General features: G+C 29.3%; 23 protein-coding genes. 7 read left to right on the top strand and 16 right to left on the bottom strand.

Features of this window, described 5'->3' with window-relative positions:
- The 5 genes from CAMP5053_RS03635 to CAMP5053_RS03615 are packed head-to-tail and all read right to left on the bottom strand — an operon-like array spanning position 1 to position 3,859.
- Entirely contained in the window at positions 1–627 is a 627-nt protein-coding gene (locus CAMP5053_RS03635) for an HAD family hydrolase (RefSeq protein WP_337217287.1), read from the bottom strand.
- Positions 624–956 (bottom strand): hypothetical protein, encoded by a 333-nt coding sequence (locus CAMP5053_RS03630; RefSeq protein WP_087700583.1) that lies wholly within the window; start codon positions 954–956, stop codon positions 624–626. The genes CAMP5053_RS03635 and CAMP5053_RS03630 overlap by 4 nt, the downstream gene beginning before the upstream one ends.
- On the bottom strand, positions 953–2,578 hold the full coding sequence (locus CAMP5053_RS03625; RefSeq protein WP_214100466.1) for a cation:proton antiporter domain-containing protein: 1,626 nt from the start codon (positions 2,576–2,578) through the stop codon (positions 953–955). The genes CAMP5053_RS03630 and CAMP5053_RS03625 overlap by 4 nt, the downstream gene beginning before the upstream one ends.
- Before the next feature lie 21 nt (positions 2,579–2,599).
- Positions 2,600–2,974 (bottom strand): heat shock protein transcriptional repressor HspR, encoded by a 375-nt coding sequence (locus tag CAMP5053_RS03620; protein ID WP_039668403.1) that lies wholly within the window; start codon positions 2,972–2,974, stop codon positions 2,600–2,602.
- A 12-nt stretch (positions 2,975–2,986) separates the two neighbouring features.
- Positions 2,987–3,859: a J domain-containing protein gene (locus CAMP5053_RS03615; protein WP_337217286.1), complete on the bottom strand. Its 873-nt coding sequence runs from the start codon at positions 3,857–3,859 to the stop codon at positions 2,987–2,989.
- 151 nt (positions 3,860–4,010) lie between these two features.
- On the opposite strand from CAMP5053_RS03615, the gene CAMP5053_RS03610 reads away from it, so the two are divergent.
- The 7 genes from CAMP5053_RS03610 to CAMP5053_RS03580 are packed head-to-tail and all read left to right on the top strand — an operon-like array spanning position 4,011 to position 10,871.
- A complete protein-coding gene (locus CAMP5053_RS03610; RefSeq protein ID WP_337217285.1) occupies positions 4,011–5,429 on the top strand; it encodes a DegQ family serine endoprotease in 1,419 nt (472 codons plus the stop codon).
- Between the two features lie 12 nt (positions 5,430–5,441).
- Positions 5,442–6,116 carry a response regulator transcription factor gene (locus CAMP5053_RS03605; RefSeq protein WP_039618324.1) on the top strand — a complete coding sequence of 225 codons (675 nt, stop codon included), beginning with the start codon at positions 5,442–5,444 and terminating at the stop codon, positions 6,114–6,116.
- Positions 6,113–7,354: an ArsS family sensor histidine kinase gene (locus tag CAMP5053_RS03600; protein WP_337217284.1), complete on the top strand. Its 1,242-nt coding sequence runs from the start codon at positions 6,113–6,115 to the stop codon at positions 7,352–7,354. Before CAMP5053_RS03605 ends, CAMP5053_RS03600 begins: the two co-directional genes overlap by 4 nt.
- 7 nt (positions 7,355–7,361) lie before the next feature.
- On the top strand, positions 7,362–9,383 hold the full coding sequence (locus CAMP5053_RS03595; protein ID WP_337217283.1) for an ATP-dependent helicase: 2,022 nt from the start codon (positions 7,362–7,364) through the stop codon (positions 9,381–9,383).
- A 60-nt stretch (positions 9,384–9,443) separates the two neighbouring features.
- A complete protein-coding gene (tpx, locus tag CAMP5053_RS03590) occupies positions 9,444–9,968 on the top strand; it encodes a thiol peroxidase (RefSeq protein ID WP_012661493.1) in 525 nt (174 codons plus the stop codon).
- A gap of 39 nt (positions 9,969–10,007) precedes the next feature.
- Positions 10,008–10,613, top strand: a complete 606-nt coding sequence (locus tag CAMP5053_RS03585) for a Crp/Fnr family transcriptional regulator (RefSeq protein ID WP_214100471.1) — start codon at positions 10,008–10,010, stop codon at positions 10,611–10,613.
- A 57-nt stretch (positions 10,614–10,670) separates the two neighbouring features.
- On the top strand, positions 10,671–10,871 hold the full coding sequence (locus tag CAMP5053_RS03580; protein WP_012661495.1) for a YgaP family membrane protein: 201 nt from the start codon (positions 10,671–10,673) through the stop codon (positions 10,869–10,871).
- Here the strand turns inward: CAMP5053_RS03580 and msrA are convergent.
- From msrA to CAMP5053_RS03525, 11 genes are all read right to left on the bottom strand, one after another.
- Positions 10,868–11,374, bottom strand: a complete 507-nt coding sequence (gene msrA, locus CAMP5053_RS03575) for a peptide-methionine (S)-S-oxide reductase MsrA (protein WP_337217282.1) — start codon at positions 11,372–11,374, stop codon at positions 10,868–10,870. The genes CAMP5053_RS03580 and msrA overlap by 4 nt on opposite strands.
- Positions 11,364–11,729: a hydrogenase maturation nickel metallochaperone HypA/HybF gene (locus tag CAMP5053_RS03570; protein ID WP_337217281.1), complete on the bottom strand. Its 366-nt coding sequence runs from the start codon at positions 11,727–11,729 to the stop codon at positions 11,364–11,366. The genes msrA and CAMP5053_RS03570 overlap by 11 nt, the downstream gene beginning before the upstream one ends.
- Complete coding sequence (hypE, locus tag CAMP5053_RS03565; RefSeq protein ID WP_337217280.1) at positions 11,729–12,700, bottom strand: hydrogenase expression/formation protein HypE; 972 nt, start codon at positions 12,698–12,700, stop codon at positions 11,729–11,731. The genes CAMP5053_RS03570 and hypE overlap by 1 nt, the downstream gene beginning before the upstream one ends.
- Before the next feature lies 1 nt (position 12,701).
- A complete protein-coding gene (gene hypD / locus CAMP5053_RS03560) occupies positions 12,702–13,793 on the bottom strand; it encodes a hydrogenase formation protein HypD (RefSeq protein ID WP_337217279.1) in 1,092 nt (363 codons plus the stop codon).
- On the bottom strand, positions 13,780–14,061 hold the full coding sequence (locus CAMP5053_RS03555) for a HypC/HybG/HupF family hydrogenase formation chaperone (protein WP_039618343.1): 282 nt from the start codon (positions 14,059–14,061) through the stop codon (positions 13,780–13,782). The genes hypD and CAMP5053_RS03555 overlap by 14 nt, the downstream gene beginning before the upstream one ends.
- Positions 14,061–14,795: a hydrogenase nickel incorporation protein HypB gene (hypB, locus tag CAMP5053_RS03550; protein WP_039628341.1), complete on the bottom strand. Its 735-nt coding sequence runs from the start codon at positions 14,793–14,795 to the stop codon at positions 14,061–14,063. The genes CAMP5053_RS03555 and hypB overlap by 1 nt, the downstream gene beginning before the upstream one ends.
- Positions 14,796–14,858: 63 nt before the next feature.
- The gene (gene hypF, locus CAMP5053_RS03545; protein WP_337217278.1) at positions 14,859–17,057 is read right to left on the bottom strand and encodes a carbamoyltransferase HypF; all 2,199 of its coding nucleotides are present in this window, start codon (positions 17,055–17,057) and stop codon (positions 14,859–14,861) included.
- Positions 17,038–18,552, bottom strand: a complete 1,515-nt coding sequence (locus tag CAMP5053_RS03540) for a hypothetical protein (RefSeq protein ID WP_337217277.1) — start codon at positions 18,550–18,552, stop codon at positions 17,038–17,040. The genes hypF and CAMP5053_RS03540 overlap by 20 nt, the downstream gene beginning before the upstream one ends.
- Before the next feature lie 101 nt (positions 18,553–18,653).
- Complete coding sequence (gene pepE, locus CAMP5053_RS03535; protein WP_087700569.1) at positions 18,654–19,475, bottom strand: dipeptidase PepE; 822 nt, start codon at positions 19,473–19,475, stop codon at positions 18,654–18,656.
- 73 nt (positions 19,476–19,548) lie between these two features.
- Complete coding sequence (locus tag CAMP5053_RS03530) at positions 19,549–20,214, bottom strand: M48 family metallopeptidase (protein WP_337217276.1); 666 nt, start codon at positions 20,212–20,214, stop codon at positions 19,549–19,551.
- A complete protein-coding gene (locus CAMP5053_RS03525) occupies positions 20,190–21,506 on the bottom strand; it encodes an MATE family efflux transporter (protein ID WP_337217275.1) in 1,317 nt (438 codons plus the stop codon). Before CAMP5053_RS03525 ends, CAMP5053_RS03530 begins: the two co-directional genes overlap by 25 nt.
- Positions 21,507–21,584 lie beyond the last annotated feature (78 nt).

The following is a 21,584-nucleotide window of genomic DNA, read 5'->3' as shown; positions in this document are numbered from 1 at the left end:
TTAACCTTTTATGTAAGTTTGAATTTTTTCTATTAAAGTAGCTTTATCGTTAGCTTCATCTAAGTCTTTAATTTCTTTTCGCCAAGAAATATGTATATAATCCATCTTAGCATTTTTAGCACAAAGTCTGTCTTTTAAGCTATCGCCTATGAAAATACTTTTTTCATATTTTGCTTCATCTGCGATTAATCTTAGCATCATAGGATCAGGCTTAGCTTCTATACTATAACTAACACCTAATATTTTATCAAAATATGAAAGAATGTTTTGTTTTTTTAAAATAGGCACCAAACTTTCTTGAGGTGCATTAGTAGCTATAGCTAAATAACAATCATTTTTTTTACAAAATTCCAAAACTTCAAGCACACCATCAAAAAGCACCACACTTTGATCATAATGCTTGATAAAATACTTCTCATAACCTTCTTTAAAGCTAGTATGTGAGTAAGTATCAACCCCATAAAAAATCTTAGCATAATTTTGCCCAGGAGTATTGATAGTATCTAAAATAAACTCTCTTTTTAAAGGTTCTAAATTTAAATCCGCTCTTATTTCATTTACCGCACATACTATAGCATTAGCACTATCTATAAGTGTGCCATCCATGTCAAAAATTACATTTATCAATATTCATCCTTAAATTTAATTTTATGTTTGTCTTTTTTATAACTTTGATTATTTTTTAGCTTATATAAGGCATTGGCTTTTGAAGCTAAGGTTTTTTGGTCTAAACTTTCATCTAAACACTCATTTACAAAAAGCTCCAAAGCCTTAGTGTAAGTAGAATCCAAAAATACCGCTTGAACTTTTTCAAAGATTTTAGCATTTTTTTGCATTCTTTCCCTAAAAAGAGTTAAATCAAAATCTTCCCTTTTTAAAGCACTTACAGCAGAGTTGGCAAATTTTTCTAAAGCTCTTACGTATTTAACTCTCAAAGCTTTTTCATCATTTTTCATTCTGCTGCACTTGTATTAATTCTACATTGCAATGCTTCTTGAACTAAATTTCTAGCTATTGAAGCTTCAGCATCTACAATGTGTAAATGTTTATCGGTGTGTGGGAAAATGATTTTAGCACCTGTACCACTTGTTTTTAAAACCGTTTGTATAGGTTTGTTAAAACTAGAAAGCACTTGATAGAGCATATCAAGTTTAGCTTCATTGCTTATAGTTATAATAGCAACTGAGCATTCTTCTATATTAGCTACTTTTAATGTTTCTACTTGCGCTACACTAGCAAAAAAAACATTCTCATTTCTGCTACGCCCAAGCTCAACCAAATTTAAATCACTTTCTAAAACTAGATATGGAATACCTGTTTTTTTAATCTTTTGCACCACTTCTTGACCTAATCTTGCATAACCAAAAATGATAAAATGATCTTTCATTTTTTGATCACATAGATAAAATTTAGCCATATCGTTTTGCTCACCTTCGGCTGCGTTGGCTATTTTTCTAAGATTATTTAAAATAAAAGGTGTTGCAACCATAGTGATGATGGAAACTATAATGAAAATTTGTGCTGTTTTTTCATCTATAAGTGAATTTACTTGCATTAGCGAAAATACCGCTAGCGCAAATTCTCCAATTTGAGAAATACTCAAAGCAGTTTTTAACGCTACTCTTTTTCTTGTATAAAGGATTAAAAGACCATAGATTACTACAAATTTTATTAACAATACCAAGCTTACAAAAACAAAAATCAAAAACCAATTTTCAAAAACTATATGAAAATCAATTTGTAAGCCAACACTGATAAAGAAAAACCCTAAAAGTAAATCCCTAAAAGGAACCAAGTCTGCTTCTATTTTATGTTTATATTTAGTTTCTGCTATCAAAGCTCCAGCTATAAAAGCTCCGAGTGAATATGAAAAACCAAAAGAATGTGCTAAAAAGCTTGCTCCTATTACAGTAAAAAGTATAGTAGCAATGAAAATTTCATTTGCATTAGTCTTAATGATAAATTTTAAAACATAAGTAAAAAGGTATTTACCTATAAAATAAAGCAAAACAAGCAAAATCACAGCACTGACTAAGGTTGTAAGTAAAAGCTTTGAAATATCAGCATTTTGAGAACTAAATATATCAATCATTAGTAGCAGTGGTATCACAGCAATATCTTGAAAAAGCAAAATTCCTAAAGCTTTTCTGCCATATTCTTCGTTGATATCGCCACTATCATTAAGTATTTTTAAAACTATAGCGGTGGAGGATAAGGCTAGAGCAAAACCTGCTATCATTGCTATATGATTTGCTATACCTAAAATATAAGTTACAAGTAAAGTACAAACCAAGCCACAAGTTAGCATTTGCAAACTTCCATTTAAAAACACTTCTTTTTTCATTGCTAAAAGATGTTTAAATGAAAATTCAAGCCCTATGGTAAACATTAAAAAAACTATACCAAACTCAGCCACATGGATAATGATTTCATTAGTACTAAAACCATAAAATTCACGCACAAATAAACCTGTAGCTATATAGCCTATAATAGTTGGAATACCAAATTTTTTTAAAATTACATTTAAAATTACAGCAAAAGCAACTGCAACTAAAAAGACATTTAAAAACTCTTCCACTAATTAGCCTTTTTTATTTTATTATTTTATTTTTTCTAAAAAAATTAAGTCAAAATTGCTTCTGTGTTTGACTACTGCTCTTGATTTTGAAGGATTGTCTCTTCTATCAAGTTCTAATCTTAATTCTTCAATAGTATTTTCAAACTCATCAATTTTTGTTTTTAGCTTTAAAATCACATCAACACCGGCTAAATTAACCCCAAGATCTCTTGTTAAGCGTAAAATCATTTTGATTCTATCTATATCTTTTTGAGAATAAAGTCTCATTTTACCATCAGTTCTACTTGGTTCAACTAAACCTTCTTTTTCGTATTGTCTTAGAGTTTGTGGGTGTATGCTTAAAACCTTTGCAACAACACTTATAAGATACACCGGTTCATCATAACTATGCTCCATTGTTTACTCCTTTTAAGGTAATTTTTCTTCTAAAATTTTTACAAATTCAGGATCAAGGCTATTAATATCAGGTATTTTTACATTTAAAATTAAATACATATCCCCATAAAGATCTGTTTTTCTATTTTGCACTCCATAACCTTTAAGTCTGATTTTTTGATTATTTTTAGAATTTGGTGGTATGGTGATTTTTACTTCTTTTCTTGGAGTATGTACGCTGATTTTATCTCCAAAAAATGCTGTTTTTAAGCTAATTTCAACCTTTTTGTATAAATCATCATCCTCTCTTTCATATTCATCACTTTTTTCAAGTTCAACTTTTAAAATCAAATCTCCTCTTTGTCCTTGAAAGCTTTTTCCTTTGTCTCTTATACGTAATTTTTCACCATCTTTTATGCCGTGTGGAATTTTGATTTTAACTTGTTCATTATTGATGTTTATAGTATGCTCGCCACCTAAAATTCCTTTTTCAAAAGGAATTTTAACACTTGCTTGTAAGTCTAAATCCTCTTCAAACCCGCCAAAGCCTCCAAAACCGCTTCTAAAATTATTACTAGAGCTAAAACCTCTGCCAAAGCCTCCAAAGCCTCCGCCAAAAATATTATTCAAAATATCGTTAATATCAGCTCCACCTGCATTTTTTGAAAAATCATGGAAACTTTGCCCACCAAACATAGAATCGCCATATCTATCATATTGAGCTCTTTTTTTCTCATCACTTAAAATTTCATAAGCTGCGTTGATTTCTTTAAATTTTTCCTCAGCACCTGCTTCTTTATTGATATCTGGGTGATATTGTCTTGCTAATTTTCTATAAGCTTTTTTTATTTCATCTGCGCTAGCATTTTGCGAAACACCTAGTGTTTCATATAAACTATTATTCATTTTATTATTCCTTAATTTTTTATAAGATTATACCATAAACTTTAGTCTTAGTCAATCAACTTTTATAAGTTTTAATACTAAAGGTTTTGTTTACAATTGTGTAAAAATAAAATTTTATACTTGTATAAAATGATTTTACAAAGGATAATACATGAAAAAAACTATGATTCTTTCTTTGGCATTAGCAACTACTATTTTTAGTGCTAGTATTGATTTTAAACAAACAGATGATAATGTAAAAAGATCTTTACCAACCGATAACCAAAACACTATACTTTCTTATCATAATTCTATACAAAAAGTTAAAAATTCAGTAGTTAATATTTCAACTTCTAAAACCGTTCAAAGCAATTCCTTTGGGATTGATGATTTTTTCAATGATCCTTATTTTAAACAATTTTTTGGTTTTGATTTCCCACAAGCTCCAAAAAGTAAAAAGAATAAAAAAGAAGTAGTAAGTTCACTTGGTTCAGGTGTGATTATCTCAAGCGATGGTTATATTATAACAAATAATCACGTTATAGAAGGTGCAGAAAAAATCACTGTAAATTTACCTGATTCAAGCACTGAATATAAAGCCAAATTAATTGGCGCTGATCCTAAAACAGATTTGGCAGTGATAAAAATAGAAGCAAAAAATTTACCTGCTGTGGTTTTTGCTGATTCAGATAAATTATTAGAAGGTGATGTAGTATTTGCTCTAGGTAATCCTTTTGGCGTTGGAAGTAGTGTTACAAGCGGGATTATATCAGCTTTAAATAAAAATAATATAGGTTTAAATCAGTATGAAAATTTTATTCAAACTGATGCTTCAATTAATCCTGGAAATTCAGGTGGAGCTTTAGTAGATAGTAGAGGGGCTTTAGTTGGGATAAATTCAGCCATACTTTCAAGAAGTGGTGGAAATAATGGCATAGGCTTTGCAATCCCTTCTAATATGGCAAAATCTATTGCACAAAAACTCATTGAACATGGAAAAATTGAAAGAGGATATTTAGGCGTAGTCATAGGAGCTTTAACTCAAGATATTAAAAAAGCTTATACTAATCAAGAAGGAGCTTTAATAACAGAAGTTCAAAAAGACTCAGCAGCTTATAATGCAGGATTAAAAAGAGGTGATTTGATTATAAAAGTAGATAAAACTGTGATTAAAAGCCCTATGGATTTAAAAAATTATATAGGAAGTATTGATCCAAAACAAGCTATAGAGGTAACTTATGAAAGAGATAATAAAGTCAAAACAGCTAAATTTATGCTAAAAACAGATGAAAAATCGCTACAATATGAAAAAGGTTATATTGATGGTTTAAAATTAGTAGAACTTGATTCTAAAAATAAACAACAATACCGCATACCTGAAAATATTAGCGGTATTTTAATCACTGAAGTTACTCCAAAATCAAAAGCAGAAAAAATAGGTTTTGAGCAAGGTGATATTATCATAGGTATTAATCAATACGAAGTTTCAAATTTTAAAGAATTATCTAAGGCTTTAGAATTAAATAAAGGCAAAGAATATGTTAAAATTTGGATTAATAGAGGCGGTATGGTTAGAGCTTTACTTTTTTAAGAAAGGAAAAAAATGACAAATATTTTAATGATAGAAGATGATTTAGAATTAGCAGAGATTATAGCTGAATATTTAGAGCAATTTGATATGAAAGTAGATATTGCTCATGAGCCTTATATAGGTCTTTCAAGACTTGCTTTAAATCCTTATGATTTAATCATTTTGGATTTAAGCTTACCTGGACTTGATGGACTTGAAGTATGCGAGGAAATTCGTAAAAAATATGATACGCCTATTATCATTTCAAGTGCAAGACATGATATTAGCGATAAGGTTGCTGCGCTTGATTTGGGTGCAGATGATTATTTACCAAAACCATATAATCCTCAAGAGCTTCAAGCAAGAATAAAAAGTCATTTAAGAAGAATTTCAAACACCAAAACTGCTCAAACTCAAGTTAAAAAAGATCTTGTATATGATAAATATAAACATACTATCACTATGAAAGATCAAGAAATTAGCTTTACTAATGCTGAATTTGATATTTTAAGTTATTTAATTAAAAAAGAAGGTGGAGTGGTAAGTCGTGAAGAGCTTGTGTATAATTGCAGCTCTATTAGTGAAGACTCTAGCAATAAAAGTATAGATGTAATTATTAGTAGAATCAGACAAAAAATCGGTGATGATCCTAAAACTCCAAAATATATTCATTCAATCAGAGGTATAGGATATAAATTAACCCAATGAATAAATCATCGATTTTTTATACTATAACCTTTGTTTTTTTACTTGCTAGTGTTAGTGTGATTTTGGCGTTTTTATGGCTTATAAAATATGATCAACAAAATTACACTAATGAGCTTAATGCAAAATATTCTTTTATAGCTAATGCAAGATTATTATATTTTAATCATGTAATTAGCGAAAAAGAATTTTATGAGCAAACAAAAAATTACAAAATGATAGAACTAACTACACCATCTTCTATAAGAAAAATCATCTATAAAGCTGAAACCATAGCACGCGCTCAAACTAGCACAGGTGTAGTTGAAATCATTACTTTAGAAGATAATGTGTATTTAAAAATCATCTTTGATGGTAAGCTTTATTTGTATAAAGATTTAGAATATCAAGGTTATCGTTATTTTGTGATTAAGCTTATTGCTAGTATAGTAGTAATGGTTTTATTGATTTTATATATTTTTATTATTAGAAAATTAAAACCACTTAGAGCTTTAAAAAGACAAATTGATAAATTTGGCGAAAATAAACTCAATGAAATTCAAAATGTTAGCAAGGGAAATGATGAAATTTCTCAAGTAGCAACAGCCTTTTATGAATCTATTTTAAGAATTCAAAAACTAAACACTTCAAGACAGTTTTTTTTAAGAAATATCATGCATGAGCTAAAAACCCCTATTACCAAAGGTTTAATTACTTTAGAAATGCTTGAAGATAGCAAATATAAAGAAAGATTAGTAGGCGCTTTTAATCGTTTAGAGATTTTGATTAATGAATTTGCAGCCATTGAACAAATTACTTCAGGTGCTGGTTTGATTAATTTAAAAAAATACAATATCTTAGATCTTTTAGATGAAGCTAAAGATATAGCTATGAGTGATGATGAAAAGGTAAAAATTAGTATAAAAGAAAGTTTTAGTGTTAATGTGGATTTTAAACTTTTTACCACCGCGATGAAAAATATGATAGACAATGCGACAAAATATTCTGATGAAAACTGCGTTACCATAGAAATAACTAAAGATTATCTTTGCTTTAAAAACAAAGGAAAAGCTTTAGATAAAGACTTAAAATATTATACTCAAGCCTTTACGCAAGGCAAGAAAAATAAAGATAGTTTTGGACTTGGTTTATACATTGTTAAGACTATTTTAGATTCTCATAAACTTACACTTTATTATGAATATAAAGATGGTACCAATCATTTTTATTTTAATGATATGCAAAATATAATTTTAAACTAGGAAGCTCATGCCCTTATCACGTTTAAATGAAGAACAATACAAAGCTGCTAGTGCTCCTTTTGGACACAATCTAATCATAGCAAGTGCAGGCACAGGTAAAACTTCAACCATCGTTGCAAGAATAGCCTTTTTACTTCAAAATGGTATAAAGCCTGAAAAAATTATGCTTTTAACCTTTACAAACAAAGCTAGTAAGGAAATGATAGAAAGACTTAGTAGGTATTTTGATAAAAGCATTACTTCAAAAATCACAGCAGGAACATTCCATAGCACTGCCTATTCTCTACTTAAAGAGTTAAATCATGATATTATTTTAAAGCCTGCAAGTGAGCTTAAAATTCTTTTACGTTCTATTTTTGAAAAACGCACTTTTCATCATTTAAGTGACACTAAACCTTATATGCCAAGCTATTTGTATGATGTGTATTCTTTATTTCAAAATACTAATGCAAATTTAGATGAATTTTATAATTGGTTTTGTCAAAACTATGATGAACAGGCTGTTTATGCTGAAATTTATGAAGATATTTTAAAAGAATATGAAGAAGAAAAAGCACGTTTTAACTATGTGGATTTTAATGATTTATTAATCAAATTAAAACATGTTTTAGCTTCACATCATTTTGAATTTGATGAGATTTTAGTAGATGAGTATCAAGATACTAATACTTTACAAGGCTCATTAATTGATGCTTTTAAAAGTAAAAGTTTATTTTGTGTGGGGGATTATGATCAAAGTATCTATGCTTTTAATGGGGCTGATATTTCTATTATAGGAAGTTTTAAAGATAGATTTATCGATGCAAATATTTTTACTTTGAATAAAAATTATCGTTCTAGTAAAAATATACTTGCGCTAGCTAATAAGGTTATTTTAAACAATGAAAGATTATATCCTAAAGAATTAATTGTAACTAGGGAAGGAGATTTTAAAGCTCCAAGTTTGCTAACTTTTAATGAATTATTTGATCAATACTCTACCATAGCAAAAATAATCCTACAAAGCGGTGTTAATCTTGATGAAATTGCTGTGATTTTTAGAAACAATTCTAGTGCAGATGGAGTAGAAGTTGCCTTAAGAGAACTTGGCATAGCAAGTAAAAGAAAAGGTGGGGGAAGCTTTTTTGAAAGCTTGGAAGTTAAAAACTTTTGCTCTATGCTTGCAATCGTGCTTAATCCAAAAGATATCATGGCTTTTATACACTTGCTTGAATACACCAAAGGAGTTGGCGGGGTTTTAGCAAAAGATATTTTTGATGCTTTATTAAAACTGGGACATTCTAGTTTGATTAAAGGCTTTTTAAATCCTGATACTAGTATAAGTTTAAAAAAATACAAAAAACAAAGTTATCAACTAGGACTTTTTGATGATATTGAAGAGCTAGCCTCGCCTTCAAGATTTAACCTAGAAAGTGAGTTTAACACTCACCCTATTTTAAGCTTACCCAAAATCAACGAGCTTTGTGCGAAAAATCTTGAAAAAATTTATCTTTTTATTAAAAAAGCAAGTGAGTGTAAGGTTTCAACCCAGCTTGTTAATTTGATTTTAGAAAATGATTATTTTAAAGAAATTTGTGATATTTTAGCAACTAAAAGAGCGACTAATAAAAACTCTAATGTTGATTTAAATAAAAAAAATGAAATTTTAGAAAAAATCAATGCAAAAATGTTTGTATTAAAAGAACTTGCTAAAAATTATAGTGATAATTACAAATACTATAATTTTCTTACTCTTGGTGCTAGTGAAATGAGTAGTGGTAGTGGGGTTAATCTTTTAAGTATACATGCTAGTAAGGGACTTGAGTTTGAACTTGTATTTGTAATTGATCTTGCACAAGGAAGATTTCCTAATCAAAAACTCATGAGTATGGGTGGGAGTTTAGAAGAAGAAAGAAGGCTTTTTTATGTAGCAGTAACTAGAGCTAAGGACACTTTATACTTAAGCTATGCAAAATATGATAAGATTAAAAAAAGCAATTATCAACCTTCGTGTTTTCTAATCGAAGCAGGTATGTGTAAAGAAGAATAAAAATAAGACTTTATTAATCTTTTTATATTATGATTAATAAAAATCATTCAAGGAGAAAAAATGAATAGTGTATTATTCAAAGGAAATAAAGTAAATTTAAAAGGAAATAATATTCAAGTTGGCGATATGGCTCCAAATATCACTTTAAAAGCTAAAGATCTTTCAGGTGTTGAAATTGCTCCAAAAGGTAAAACTCAAATTATTATTAGCGTGCCAAGTCTTGATACTCCAGTATGTGCAACCGAAGCTAGAGAATTTAATAAAAAGGCAGCAGCAAGCGGTGTGGAAGTAATCGTAGTTAGTATGGACTTACCATTTGCTATGGGTCGTTTTTGCTCAACTGAGGGTATAGATAATTTAACTGTTGCAAGTGATTTTGTTTCTAAAGAATTTGGTGAAAAATATGGTGTTTTAATGGCTGATGGTCCACTTGAGGGAATTTTAGCTAGAGCGGTGTTTGTAGTTAAAGATGGTGTGGTTGCTTATAAAGAATTAGTAAATGAAGTAACAGAGCTTCCAAATATGCAAGCTCTAGAAAGCTTCTTTGGCCAAAGTTGTGGATGTGGTGGTTGTGGTTGCCACTAAAATTTAAAAGCCTTTTATAGGCTTTTAAAACTTAAAAATATGGAAAATTTTCTTTCTCGTTTTGAAATAGAAAAACAAGATCTCAAACTCATACAAGAACACTTACAAATAATAAACATTGAAAAAGATTTTAAGGTTAATGATAAATGTTTAGGATTTATAAAAATTTTAAAAGGTGAACTCAGAGCTTTTATTCTAACTCCAAATGCAAAAGAAATAACACTTTTTCACCTTAAAGAAAATGATGAATGCGTTATTTGCTCTGAGTGTAATATGGATGGCATATCTTATGATGTTTTTATACAAAGTACTCAAAATACAAGTATAGCCATCATCCCCTCATCGATTTTTCAAATTTTAAAAGATAAATACCCAAAAATTAATAATTATGTTTTAAGTTTAATCACCAAGCGTTTTAATACCTTAATCAAAGTTTTAGAACAAGCTTTATTTATGCCTTTATCTTCTAGAATTTGTGATTTTTTAAAAGAAAATGCTAGTAATAATACTTTAAAAATTACTCATGAAGCTTTAGCTAATCACTTAGGAAGCGCTAGAGAAGCTGTTTCAAGAATTTTAAAAGAGTTAGAAAATGAAGGTAAAATCAAACTTGAAAGATCCAAAATAATACTAATTTCTTTGTAACTTTATCACAGAAATACTTTTAAAATTTATTTATAATATCAACAAAAAGGAGAAATTATGAGTAAATTAGAAAGAGTGCTAAGAATAGCTTTAGCCATAGTGGCGTTTTCTTTAGGAGTTTATTTTTCAACTTGGTGGGGATTATTGGGTTTAATTCCTTTATTAACAGGTATTTTTGCTGTTTGTCCTATAAGAGTGCTTAGTGGAAAACAAGCTTGTCCTCTTGGGGTTTGCCCTATTTCTAAAAAGAAAAATTAGGAATGATTTACTAGTTTTTCTAGCTTTGGTGCGATGATAAATCTACAATAAGCTTGGCTGGGATTATTTTTAAAATATTTTTGATGATAATCCTCAGCCTTATAAAATTTTTCTAATTTTAAAACTTGCGTAACTATAGCTTTAGCGTAATATTTTTGTACTTTTTGTAAAAAGTCGCTAATGATTTTCAACTCCTCATTAGTTTGATAAAAAATAACCGATCTATATTGTATCCCCTCATCAGCACCTTGTTTATCTAAGCTTGTTGGATCATGCATTTTGAGAAAAATTTCTAAGATTTTTTCTAATGAAATTTGTTTTTCATCATAAATTATCTTAGCTACTTCTATATTTCCATCGCCATTTATCACGCTTTGATAACTTGGATTTAGCTTGCCACCGCTATAACCTACTTCTGTATAAACTACGCCTTTAATTTCATCAAACACAGCTTGAGTACACCAAAAACAACCCGCACCTAAGATGATTTCTTTATTTGTCATTATTTTCCAAATCCTCATTTTCTTTTAAAACAAGTTGCATAAGATAAAGTTCTTCTCCATCTATGATTTTTAAATCTTTATCTTCGCATTTTGGACACCAAAAGATATTATTTTCAAGTGCTCCACTAAAATGGCATTTTTGACACTCAACTACTACTTCTTGAATATGCATAATAAATTTAGCATTCTTACACAAAGGACTATTTTCTTTAAAAGTTTCAAAGCTTCTTTGCAAAAGTGGAGGCTCAACCCCACTTAAGCGCCCTATTTTAACATGCACTTCTTCAATAACTTTTTCTTGAGCATATTCTTCGCAAAGCTCTAGCAAAGATTCTGTAATACTTAACTCATGCATTAGCAAATTCTTGGTAAAAGTTCGCCTTTTGGAGCTTCTAAAATACGTTTTGCTCCATAAGCATTTTCTAAAACCACTCTTGTTTTTTCATTAGCTGTGATTTCACCTATAATGGCTGCATTAGCATTAAATTGTTTTAAAATTTCTAATGCTTTTTGCTCATCTTTTTTATCTACACAAATAATAAAAGTTCCTTCATTTGCAAGCTCATAAGGCTCATACCCAAAAAGCTCACAAACCCCTAAAACTTCATCGCAAACTGGGATTTTTTCTTCATATATTAAAAGCTCTAAATTACTTAATTTGGACCATTCATTTAAAACCGCACTAAGCCCACCACGCGTAGCATCGCGCATTGCTTTTATAGAAATATCTGCATTTAAAAGTGTTAAAACTTCATCTTTTAAGCTTTTGCAATCACTTTGGATATTTGCCTCTAAATTATTTCTTTCAACCAAAACCGCACAACCATGAGCTCCAATATCCCTTGAAACTAAGATACTACAACCACTTTTTAAGTCTTTGGTATTGATTTTTTGTATATTTTTACCTATACATGAAGTGTTAATATATATTTTATCGCCTTTATTTTTAGGAACAACTTTAGTATCCCCGCAAACTAGTTTTACTCCCGCTTTATCGCATTCTTCTTTTATAGATTTTAGTATTATTTTTAATTTTTCTATCTCAAAACCCTCTTCTAAAATCAAAGCTAACGATAAATATAGCGGTTTTGCTCCTACCATTAATACATCATTTACGCTACCACAAACTGCTAATTTTCCTATATTTATATCTTTTAAAAAGATAGGATTTAGCACAAAAGAATCAGTGCTAAAAGCCAAATCATCTAAAATAGCAGCATCATTTGCTTCTTTTAAAATATCGTTTTCAAAAATAGAAAAAATTTCACTTATCAAAGCATTCATTTCTTCGCCACCACCACCGTGGGCTAGAGTAATTTGTTTCATTTTATGCCTTATCTTGATAGTATTTATAATAAGCCGCACAAGCTCCTTCACTAGAAACCATACAGCTACCTATGGGATTTTTTGGAGTGCAAGCTTTTGCAAATACCTTGCAATCATAAGGCTTAGCTAAGCCTCTTAAAATTTGACCACAAATGCAAGCCTTGCTTTCATCTTTACTTTGTACTTTACAATCAAACACTTTGCTAGCATCTAAGTGTGCAAATTCATCTTTTAAACAAAGCCCACCATTTACAATCACCCCAAGACCTCTAAATTCAAAATCACAAGGTTTAAAGTATTTTTCTACTAAAGCTTTGGCTTTTAAATTTCCCTCTTTACTAACTACTCTGTGATATTCATTATAAACCTCAAAAGTATTTGCATTCATTTGCTCTACTATATTTAACACACTAAGCATTATATCAACTGGCTCAAAACCACTCACTGCTATAGGGGTTTTATATTTTTTTGCAATAGGTTGATAAATGTTTGATCCTGTGATAACGCTTACGTGAGAAGGTCCTAAAAAGGCGTCAATTTTTACATTTTTATCTTGCATGATAGCTTCTACTGCAGGTGGAACTAATACATGATTGATATGAAAAAATAAATTTTTTAAATTTAAGGCCATGCTTTTTTCTATAATCACCCCACTCATAGGTGTAGTTGTCTCAAAACCTATAGCAAAAAAGATTATATTTTTTTCAGGGTTTTTTAAAGCTATATCTATCACATCCAAAGGTGTATAAAGCGCTCTAACATCAGCTCCTTTAGCTCTAAGATCAATTAAGCTTTCATAACTTCCTGGCACTTTAAGCATGTCACCTAATACACAAAAGATAGTATTTGGCATACTTGCAAGCTTTAAAGCTACATCAATACGCTCTCTTGGCATAACACATACAGGACAACCTGGACCATGCACAAAATTAATTTCTTTGGGTAATAAATCAGGCAAACCAAATTTCATAATACTATGCGTATGTCCACCACAAATTTCCATGATATTAATAGGCTTAGTAATTTTAGAAGCAATAAGTTCTTTTAGGGCTAAAATTCTTTCTTTATCTCTAAAATCATTAATTAAATCCATTTTTTAGCCCCATATCACCTTCATTTTCATCAATTTGTCCATTTTGCATTTTCTCTGCTATATCTGTATAAATTTTTAAACTCTCTTGTGCAGCTTGAGTGTCGATTTTTTCCATAGCAAAACCTACATGTATAAGCACATAATCGCCTACTTTTAAAGGCTCACTTATTAAATCTAAACTCACTCTTCTTTTAACCCCTAAAGTTTCTACTATGGCTGAATTTAGCTCATCAATTTCTAAAATTTTAGAAGGTATAGAAAGACACATTAGTTAAGCTCCTTTTTCATTTTTAGATAATTTATCCAAAGATCAAATCCTGTTTTTGTTTTGCTATCTAAAATCATAATATCTATTTTAGGATTCAGCCTTTTAGCAGCCATAGAAGCCGCTTTAAAATCAAAGTCAAAATGCTGAGCTAAATCAGCTTTAGTAATGACTAATAAATCAGCCTTTCTAAACATCACTGGATATTTTTCTACCTTATCACTACCTTCTGTTACTGAGAGTAAAACTACATTTAAATGCTCGCCCAAATCATAACTTGCAGGACATACTAAATTTCCCACATTTTCAACAAAAACTATATCAAGTTCGCTAAGTTTAAAATGATGTAAAGCTTCATGCACCATAAAAGCATCTAAATGGCAAGTTTGTCCTGTGGTGATTTGATGAGCTAAGCCTCCTGCTTTGATAATGCGATTTGCATCATTGTTAGTTTCTAAATCTCCTTCAACTACAGCTATTTTTAAATCATCTTTTAAAGTTTTTATAGTTTCTTCCAAAAGCGTTGTTTTACCACTTCCTGGGGAACTCATTAGATTAATACAAAGAGTATTATACTCATTAAAATGCTCTCTATTATGAGCTGCTTGATGATCATTTTTTGATAAAATTTTACTAATAACATTAATAGTTTTTTCATCTTTTAAAGCCGGATTTTCATGATGGTGATCATGATGATGTTCATGTCCATTAATAGAACAGCCGCAATCTTTGCACATAATCTTTCCTTTATCTTTTTATTTTATTGTATATAAAAAAGTATTAAAAAAATATGAGTTTTATTAAGTTTTTAAAGATAAATAATGCACAAGTTGTCCAAGTGCAATAGAACTATCATTACAAGGAAATTGCAAAGAAGTTTTATAAGCGAATTTTTTTCGATCTAAAATTTCAAGTAAGGTTTTATTTTGAAATACTCCGCCACATAAAAGCACTTCTTCTTTAAAATCTTTTGAATATTCTATAATTAAATCTGTAATGCCATTAAGCAAACCTGTGCTAATTTTAACTTTATCTTTATCTTCTAAGGCTTGCAAAAAAGCATTTTTAAAGCAAATTTCTTTTTCTTTGATGTCAAATTTGTAACTATAATCAAGATTTTTATCATAATATTTTTCCATCAAAAGTCCAATTTGTGCTTCATAATCAAGCTTTTGTATATCAAAAGCAAAAGCGCCAAAAGCATCGATAATCCTACCAAGAGAACTCGTATATAAAGAGCTTTGAGTATGAATTTTTTTAAGATTATTTAATTTTACTTGAGAAAATTTAGCTAAAAACTCGCTAGCTTTACTTTCTAAATTAAAATCAAAAATCAAAGCCAAAGCTAAATTTGCGATATTTTTAATATCTGCATTAATTAGCTTGAAATTTTTAAAATGATTTAGCCTTTCATAGCTTTTTAAATTCGCTCTAAAAATCTCCCCACCCCAAATTTTTCCATCATCTCCATAACCTGTTCCATCAAAAATAAAGGCTAAAACATCATTTTTGTAAATTTTGTGTTCAAATAAACAAGCGCACAAATGCGCATAGTGATGTTGCACGCGAAAATTTTTATAATCTTTAAATTCTTTTACATAGTTAAATTGTGGGTGTTTATCGCTTAAAATATGATCAAAATTTAACCTATAAGAGTTTTGAAAGAAAGTTAAAATTTTAAAAAATCTCTCTTGTATGTCTAAACTTTTCATATCACCTATATAAGGAGAAATAAAAATTTGATTTTTAAAAAAACATGCAAATTCGTTTTTTAACTCACTTCCTAGAGCGAGAATATTTTCTTTTACATTAAAAATATCTGCTGTGTTAATATAAAGTGGGTTAAGCCCCCTTGAAGTCCTTAAAAACATTACCTCTTTACCAATAACTTGAGCAATGCTATCATCACTTGAATTATGTATTGCTCTATCATAATCAAGATAAAAATCAAACACATCACTAAGTTGCTCTAAAAGTTTTGTTTCTTCATAAATAATGCTTAGTGAACTTAAATTAGCACTAGTTGCAATAATTGGCTTTTTAAAATGTTCAAAAAGCATTAAATGTGTTCCCATATAAGCTAACATAATGCCTATTTTATTAGTATCTGGTGCTAAGCTTTTATGGATATTTTTGCTATTTAAAATAACTATGGGTTTTAAATTTGAAGTTAAAAGTTTTGCCTCAGCTTCATTAATAAAAGCTAATTCTTGAGCCATTTTAAGATCTTTTACCATAATAGCAAAAGGCTTTTTAGGGCGATTTTTACGTATTCTAAGTTCATTTATAGCATTTTCATTTGTGCTATCACAAATTAAATGAAACCCACCCATACCTTTAAAAGCTATGATTTGACCTTCTTCTAAAAGCTTTGCAAGCAAGATAAAAGCTTTTTCATCTTTGGCTAAAATATTTTGATTTTTATCCTTTAAAAAGATAGTAATTTTACATTTTGGACATGAGAGTGGTTGGGCATGAAAGCGACGATTGGTAGGATCTTCATACTCGCTTTGACAAAAAGAACACATTTTAAACTCATCCATAGTGGTATTAACTCTATCATATGGAAGTTTTTTTATAATAGAAAATCTTGGCCCGCAATTTGTGCAAGTGATGAAAGGGTATTTAAAACGCGGATTTTTCTCATCATAAAATTCATTATAGCAATCCTCACAAAGAGCAAAATCACTCAAAATCGGGCTAAATTTTTCACTATCTTGTGAAGTACTTATGCTAAAATCATTATAAGTTTTTTGAAGTTTTTTATAAGAAAAATTAAAATCATCTATCCTAGCTAAAGGCGGTAAATTAGCAAAAAGTTTTTCTTTAAAAATTTCTAATTCATCATTACTACACTCAAGGATTATAACAACTCCTAAGCTATTATTATAAACTTCACCTTTTAAATTAAGCTCTTTAGCTATATTAAAAACAAAAGGACGAAAGCCAACGCCTTGCACTAGCCCTTTAATATGAATTTCATATCCAAAGTGGGACATCACTTAACTTAAAAAATGGTATGTGTTTAAATACATTTTTACTAAGGCTTTTGTGTTCAAACAAGCTCCCACTAAGCACGGCACAATCAACTTGTTCTTTGGCTTTTAAATCATCAAATAAATCTCTTAAAAAATACGCCAAGCTCTCAACAACACCTAAGGCTATGATTTGATTTTCTACTCCAGCAAGCTTAAAACTCATCACGCTTCTTAAGGTCTTAGTATAATCAAATTCTTTTTGCTCATTAAGCTTAAAATCTATCCTAACGCCTTTTGCCATTTTACTCTCATCTGCTAAGGCCAAAAGCGCTAATGCGGCACTTTGTATATCTTCATCAAGTTCTAAAATCATCCCTATCATACCAAAAAGATTAAAAAAATTATTAGCCATGTTAAGTTCTTTTCGCACTAGGGTAAATTCTTTTTCATAATTAGCTAATAATCTCTTAGCAACATCATCTTGACTTATAGTTTCATAAAACTCATCAAAGCTTTTTGGTAAGCAAAGTTTTAAAAGATTTAGCTCTTTATCAAGTAAGATAATGTCATCATTTCTTTTACTAAGTTCTAAAAGCAAAGGCTTTTTGTCTTTAAAATCAGACAATACGCAAGAGATCCTTGCAAAATTTTTATCTTCTTTTTGAAAAATCAAATTTTTAAACTCAGGTAAAATATAATCATAACCCCTGCAAACTACTAGTTCATTTTCTATTAAAGCCACTTCAAAATCATCTTCAAAATGTTCTAACTTTTTAAAATTTAAAAACTTAATTCCTTCTTTTTCAAGCTCAAAACACAAGGCAAACAAGAAAAGATTATCATATATTTTTATTTTAAAATACTCATGATTTAATTGATGATTTTGTCTAAAAATAGCATTAAATTTAAGCTTCACTAGAGGCTTTTCAACCCCTGCTAAGATTTTAAATTGCTCGTTATTACAGGAAAAAAATGCATTGATATGCTTTGGGTCACTTGGCATTAAAAAATCATCTAATACTTCATTAAAAATTTCAAAAGCATATACTCCTTTTGGACTTTTAAAATACATTTTTTCTTTATTTTTTAATTTTTCTAAGGCTTTTTTTAAATTATCACAGAAATTTTCTTTAGTGATTTTTATAAAATCTTCTTCTATCTTAAACTCTTCTTCTACAAAAACACCCCATTCATTTTCTAAAAGCTCGCCATTAGTATAAGCATTTGCATTGAGTCTTGTTAAAAAATTTCTTTTAGTGAAAGTTTTTTCTTTTTTTATAGGTGTAAAATCTTCTTCTATAACTTTTAAGTCAAATTTGTTTAAAAAAACACTGTGGCTGATATTTTCTAAATTAGAACAAAAGGCTTGAATCTCATCTTTTTCACCCTTAACTTTAATGATGATTTTTTCATCTTTTTGCTCATAATCATACGCATAATCTTTAGCATAATAAGCTAACAAATACTCAAAAATATCATTTTTAGATTTATAATCAAAAGTAATTTCTAAAAGCAAGTTTAAAACCTTAAAATTAAAATTTGTAAAGTATAAATATAACAATTTTAATTCTAAGGAAAGCTTAAACAAGCTATCTAAAATTTAGATAGCTTGTTATTTTAGTAGTTAAATTCAGAACCGATAGCGATTTTTTGAATTTCTTTTTTATTTTCAAGTTTTAAAAGTGGCGCATTTTTATCTACACCTAAAACTTTTGCTTTTTTGCCATCAAGTAATAATGCAACACCTTCTGGTAAAGCATAAACAACTACTTTAGGATTAACAATCAAAAACTCTTCAAGTCTTTCTTCACGGCTTTCACCATTATGTCCTACTGGCTTGCCTGAGATAAAATGCGGGTTGATTTGATGAGGGAAAATATTGAAAGTATTGAATGATTTTGGTTCAACTATAGGCATATCATTAGTTGTCATCATAGTTGCACCCGCTACATTTGAGCCTGCTGACCAACCAACATAAGGCACGCCCTCGCTTACTCTTTTTGCAATGAGTTCTACTAGGTTATTATTATAAAGTTGATTTACAAGTTCAAAAGTATTTCCACCCCCTACAAAAATCGCATCAGCACTTTTAACAATATCAACAGCATTGCCTCTATGCACACTAATTATTTGAAGTCCTAAGCTTTCTAAGGCTTTAGCAACTTGTGCTTCATATTGCTCATAAGTTTTTCTAACACCCGCATAAGGTATGAATGCTACTTTTTTGCCTTTTAAGTTATTTTTTTCAACAAATTCTTTAAGCCAAGGTAAAGCATGGTTTAAATATCCAGTGTCTTTATAACCTGAACTTGAGAGCAATAAAGCTTTTTGCTTATCTTTTGGAAAATTAACCACATCATTAGCATTTAAAGCCACTCCACTAAAAAGCATAGCAGCTAAACCAAGAGCACCTACTTTTAACAAATTTCTTCTTTTCATTATTTTTCCTTTAAAAGATATTTAAAAACTATTTATTTTAATAAATAATTTTTTAAATTAAAATAAATTTTTGTTAAAAAATAAGACTTTTTAGAAAAACTTCTCTTGCCTTGTAATCAGGCATTAATTTATATAAAAAATCATAAAATTCTTTTTGATGATGTGGGTAGATTAAATGTGTAAGTTCATGTAAAATCACATATTCTATAGCTTTTATAGGTTTTTGTATGAGTTTTAAATTTAAGTTTATATATGCTTTTTGATGATTGCAAGAACCCCATCTTGAGATCATTTCTTTAATACAAATTCTTTGCACTTTTCTCCTGCAGGTAAATTGCCATTTTTTTATAAAATACTCAAAAATCACTCTAGCACTACGTCTTAAGAAAAGATCTAAATCTTTTTCATTTTTTGCAAAAATTTTATCTTTTTTTATGAGAACTTTTTTATGATTTTCGTTAAAAACTAGCTTGTATTTTTTACCTAAAAAATACAACTCATCACTTGCTAAAACTACTCTTTTTAAAGAAAGTTCTTTTTCTTTGGCTCTAATCCAACTTTCATTTTTTTCTAAAAATCTTAAAACATCTCTTTGCTCATAATATAGCGGTATGCTAAGCTTGAAATTTAAATCCCTATCTATCCTAAGTCTTAAGTATTTAAGTCTTTTCTTTTCAAAAGCAAAACGAAATTCTTTAAAATCTAAAATTCCTTTTATACTAGTGCTTTGCCTTGCCATTTTTTACTTTTCCATCTATATGAATTTACTATGCCACGCAAAAACTCATCTGCACAAAAACCTATCCAAACTCCTAAAATTCCAAGTCCAGCATAAAAACAAAGCACATAGCCAACTGGTAAAGAAACCCCAAGCATAAACACCACTCCACTTAAAAACGGAAATCTCGCATCACCACTTGCTCTTAGTGAATTTACCATGACTATATTGAAAGTTCTTGAGATTTCTAAGAAAATAGAAAGAGTAAAAAGTGGTATCATAAGTTCTTTTAAGCTTTCTTCAAGCTTTACTACACCCATGGTAAAATCTTGCAAAACAAAATTAAGCAAAGCTACAAAAGCACTTGCAACCACGCTAAAATACAAAGCTATCCAAGTATGTTTATAGGCTACATTTAAGTATTTTGCACCGACTAACTTACCTATGATAATTTCATTTGCCACGCTTATAGCTTGTCCTACTAGCATGATAAGCAAAGAAATTTGAAAATAAATCGTTTGAACGCTTAAATTTTCTTTACCCAAACTTGCTACAAAAGCAAAAGCTATGGTGTATTGTATAAACCATATTAAATTTTCACCAGCAGCAAATCCACCGATATTTAAAATCTTTTTAAGTACAGCTTTTTCAAGGCTTATCATCTCTTTAATTTTAAGATAAATTTTAAGTTTAAAACTAAGTATTACCACTAGCATACCAAAAGCTACTAAACGTCCTAATATATTGCTAAGCCCTACTCCAAAAAGCTCTAATTTGGTAAAATGTAATACATAAAAATTTCCTATAAATATTACAACATTCATCAATAAGGTTGTAAACATAACCCAATAAGCCATATTATACACCCTAATAATAGCAGCCAAAACTATACCCATGGCATCAAAAAATAAACAAATTCCAAGCATATGTAAGTAAATCGCACTATCTTTTAAAAGTTCATTTGGAATTTGTAAAAGATAAAGTAAAAACTCTCCATGCCATAAAATCAAACTTCCACATACAAGTCCGATTAAGCCATTTAAAAATAAACTTTGATGGATTACTTTTCTAGCTAAAGTATAATTTTTAGCTCCTAAAGCTTGAGCGATCACTACACTACAACCCACACTTAAAAAACTAAAAATAATGATAAATAAATCTGCTACTTGATTGCCCGCACCCATAGCCCCAACTAAAAAATTAGAATACTGCGAAACCATCACGGTGTTGATAATCAAAGAAAAATATCTTAAAAACATTTCAAGCAATATAGGCATACTAAGATGTTTGAGTGAAAGTTGTTTGCTGGCCATAAATACTCTTTTTGATAATAATCTTTTGAAAGTAAAAAGTAATTTTACTTAAAAATTACTTTTTATAAGCTTTATAAT

The sequence above is a fragment of the Campylobacter sp. S4:11 genome (assembly GCF_024723695.1).
Lineage (GTDB): Bacteria > Campylobacterota > Campylobacteria > Campylobacterales > Campylobacteraceae > Campylobacter_D > Campylobacter_D jejuni_C.
Note: the sequence above shows the minus strand (reverse complement) of the source record. Positions and strands in the feature narration are given on the sequence as shown.

What these genes read in the sequence shown, in the direction of transcription:
- CAMP5053_RS03610 (WP_337217285.1), top strand. Translation starts at nt 4,011, where the DNA reads ATGAAAAAAACTATGATTCTTTCTTTGGCATTAGCAACTACTATTTTT.
- hypF (WP_337217278.1), bottom strand. Translation starts at nt 17,057, where the DNA reads ATGTCCCACTTTGGATATGAAATTCATATTAAAGGGCTAGTGCAAGGC.
- CAMP5053_RS03585 (WP_214100471.1), top strand. Translation starts at nt 10,008, where the DNA reads ATGGAAAATTTTCTTTCTCGTTTTGAAATAGAAAAACAAGATCTCAAA.
- CAMP5053_RS03630 (WP_087700583.1), bottom strand. Translation starts at nt 956, where the DNA reads ATGAAAAATGATGAAAAAGCTTTGAGAGTTAAATACGTAAGAGCTTTA.
- CAMP5053_RS03530 (WP_337217276.1), bottom strand. Translation starts at nt 20,214, where the DNA reads ATGGCAAGGCAAAGCACTAGTATAAAAGGAATTTTAGATTTTAAAGAA.
- msrA (WP_337217282.1), bottom strand. Translation starts at nt 11,374, where the DNA reads ATGACAAATAAAGAAATCATCTTAGGTGCGGGTTGTTTTTGGTGTACT.
- CAMP5053_RS03570 (WP_337217281.1), bottom strand. Translation starts at nt 11,729, where the DNA reads ATGCATGAGTTAAGTATTACAGAATCTTTGCTAGAGCTTTGCGAAGAA.
- hypD (WP_337217279.1), bottom strand. Translation starts at nt 13,793, where the DNA reads ATGGATTTAATTAATGATTTTAGAGATAAAGAAAGAATTTTAGCCCTA.
- hypB (WP_039628341.1), bottom strand. Translation starts at nt 14,795, where the DNA reads ATGTGCAAAGATTGCGGCTGTTCTATTAATGGACATGAACATCATCAT.
- CAMP5053_RS03595 (WP_337217283.1), top strand. Translation starts at nt 7,362, where the DNA reads ATGCCCTTATCACGTTTAAATGAAGAACAATACAAAGCTGCTAGTGCT.
- CAMP5053_RS03620 (WP_039668403.1), bottom strand. Translation starts at nt 2,974, where the DNA reads ATGGAGCATAGTTATGATGAACCGGTGTATCTTATAAGTGTTGTTGCA.
- CAMP5053_RS03555 (WP_039618343.1), bottom strand. Translation starts at nt 14,061, where the DNA reads ATGTGTCTTTCTATACCTTCTAAAATTTTAGAAATTGATGAGCTAAAT.
- CAMP5053_RS03605 (WP_039618324.1), top strand. Translation starts at nt 5,442, where the DNA reads ATGACAAATATTTTAATGATAGAAGATGATTTAGAATTAGCAGAGATT.
- tpx (WP_012661493.1), top strand. Translation starts at nt 9,444, where the DNA reads ATGAATAGTGTATTATTCAAAGGAAATAAAGTAAATTTAAAAGGAAAT.
- pepE (WP_087700569.1), bottom strand. Translation starts at nt 19,475, where the DNA reads ATGAAAAGAAGAAATTTGTTAAAAGTAGGTGCTCTTGGTTTAGCTGCT.
- CAMP5053_RS03615 (WP_337217286.1), bottom strand. Translation starts at nt 3,859, where the DNA reads ATGAATAATAGTTTATATGAAACACTAGGTGTTTCGCAAAATGCTAGC.
- CAMP5053_RS03580 (WP_012661495.1), top strand. Translation starts at nt 10,671, where the DNA reads ATGAGTAAATTAGAAAGAGTGCTAAGAATAGCTTTAGCCATAGTGGCG.
- CAMP5053_RS03525 (WP_337217275.1), bottom strand. Translation starts at nt 21,506, where the DNA reads ATGGCCAGCAAACAACTTTCACTCAAACATCTTAGTATGCCTATATTG.
- CAMP5053_RS03600 (WP_337217284.1), top strand. Translation starts at nt 6,113, where the DNA reads ATGAATAAATCATCGATTTTTTATACTATAACCTTTGTTTTTTTACTT.
- hypE (WP_337217280.1), bottom strand. Translation starts at nt 12,700, where the DNA reads ATGAAACAAATTACTCTAGCCCACGGTGGTGGTGGCGAAGAAATGAAT.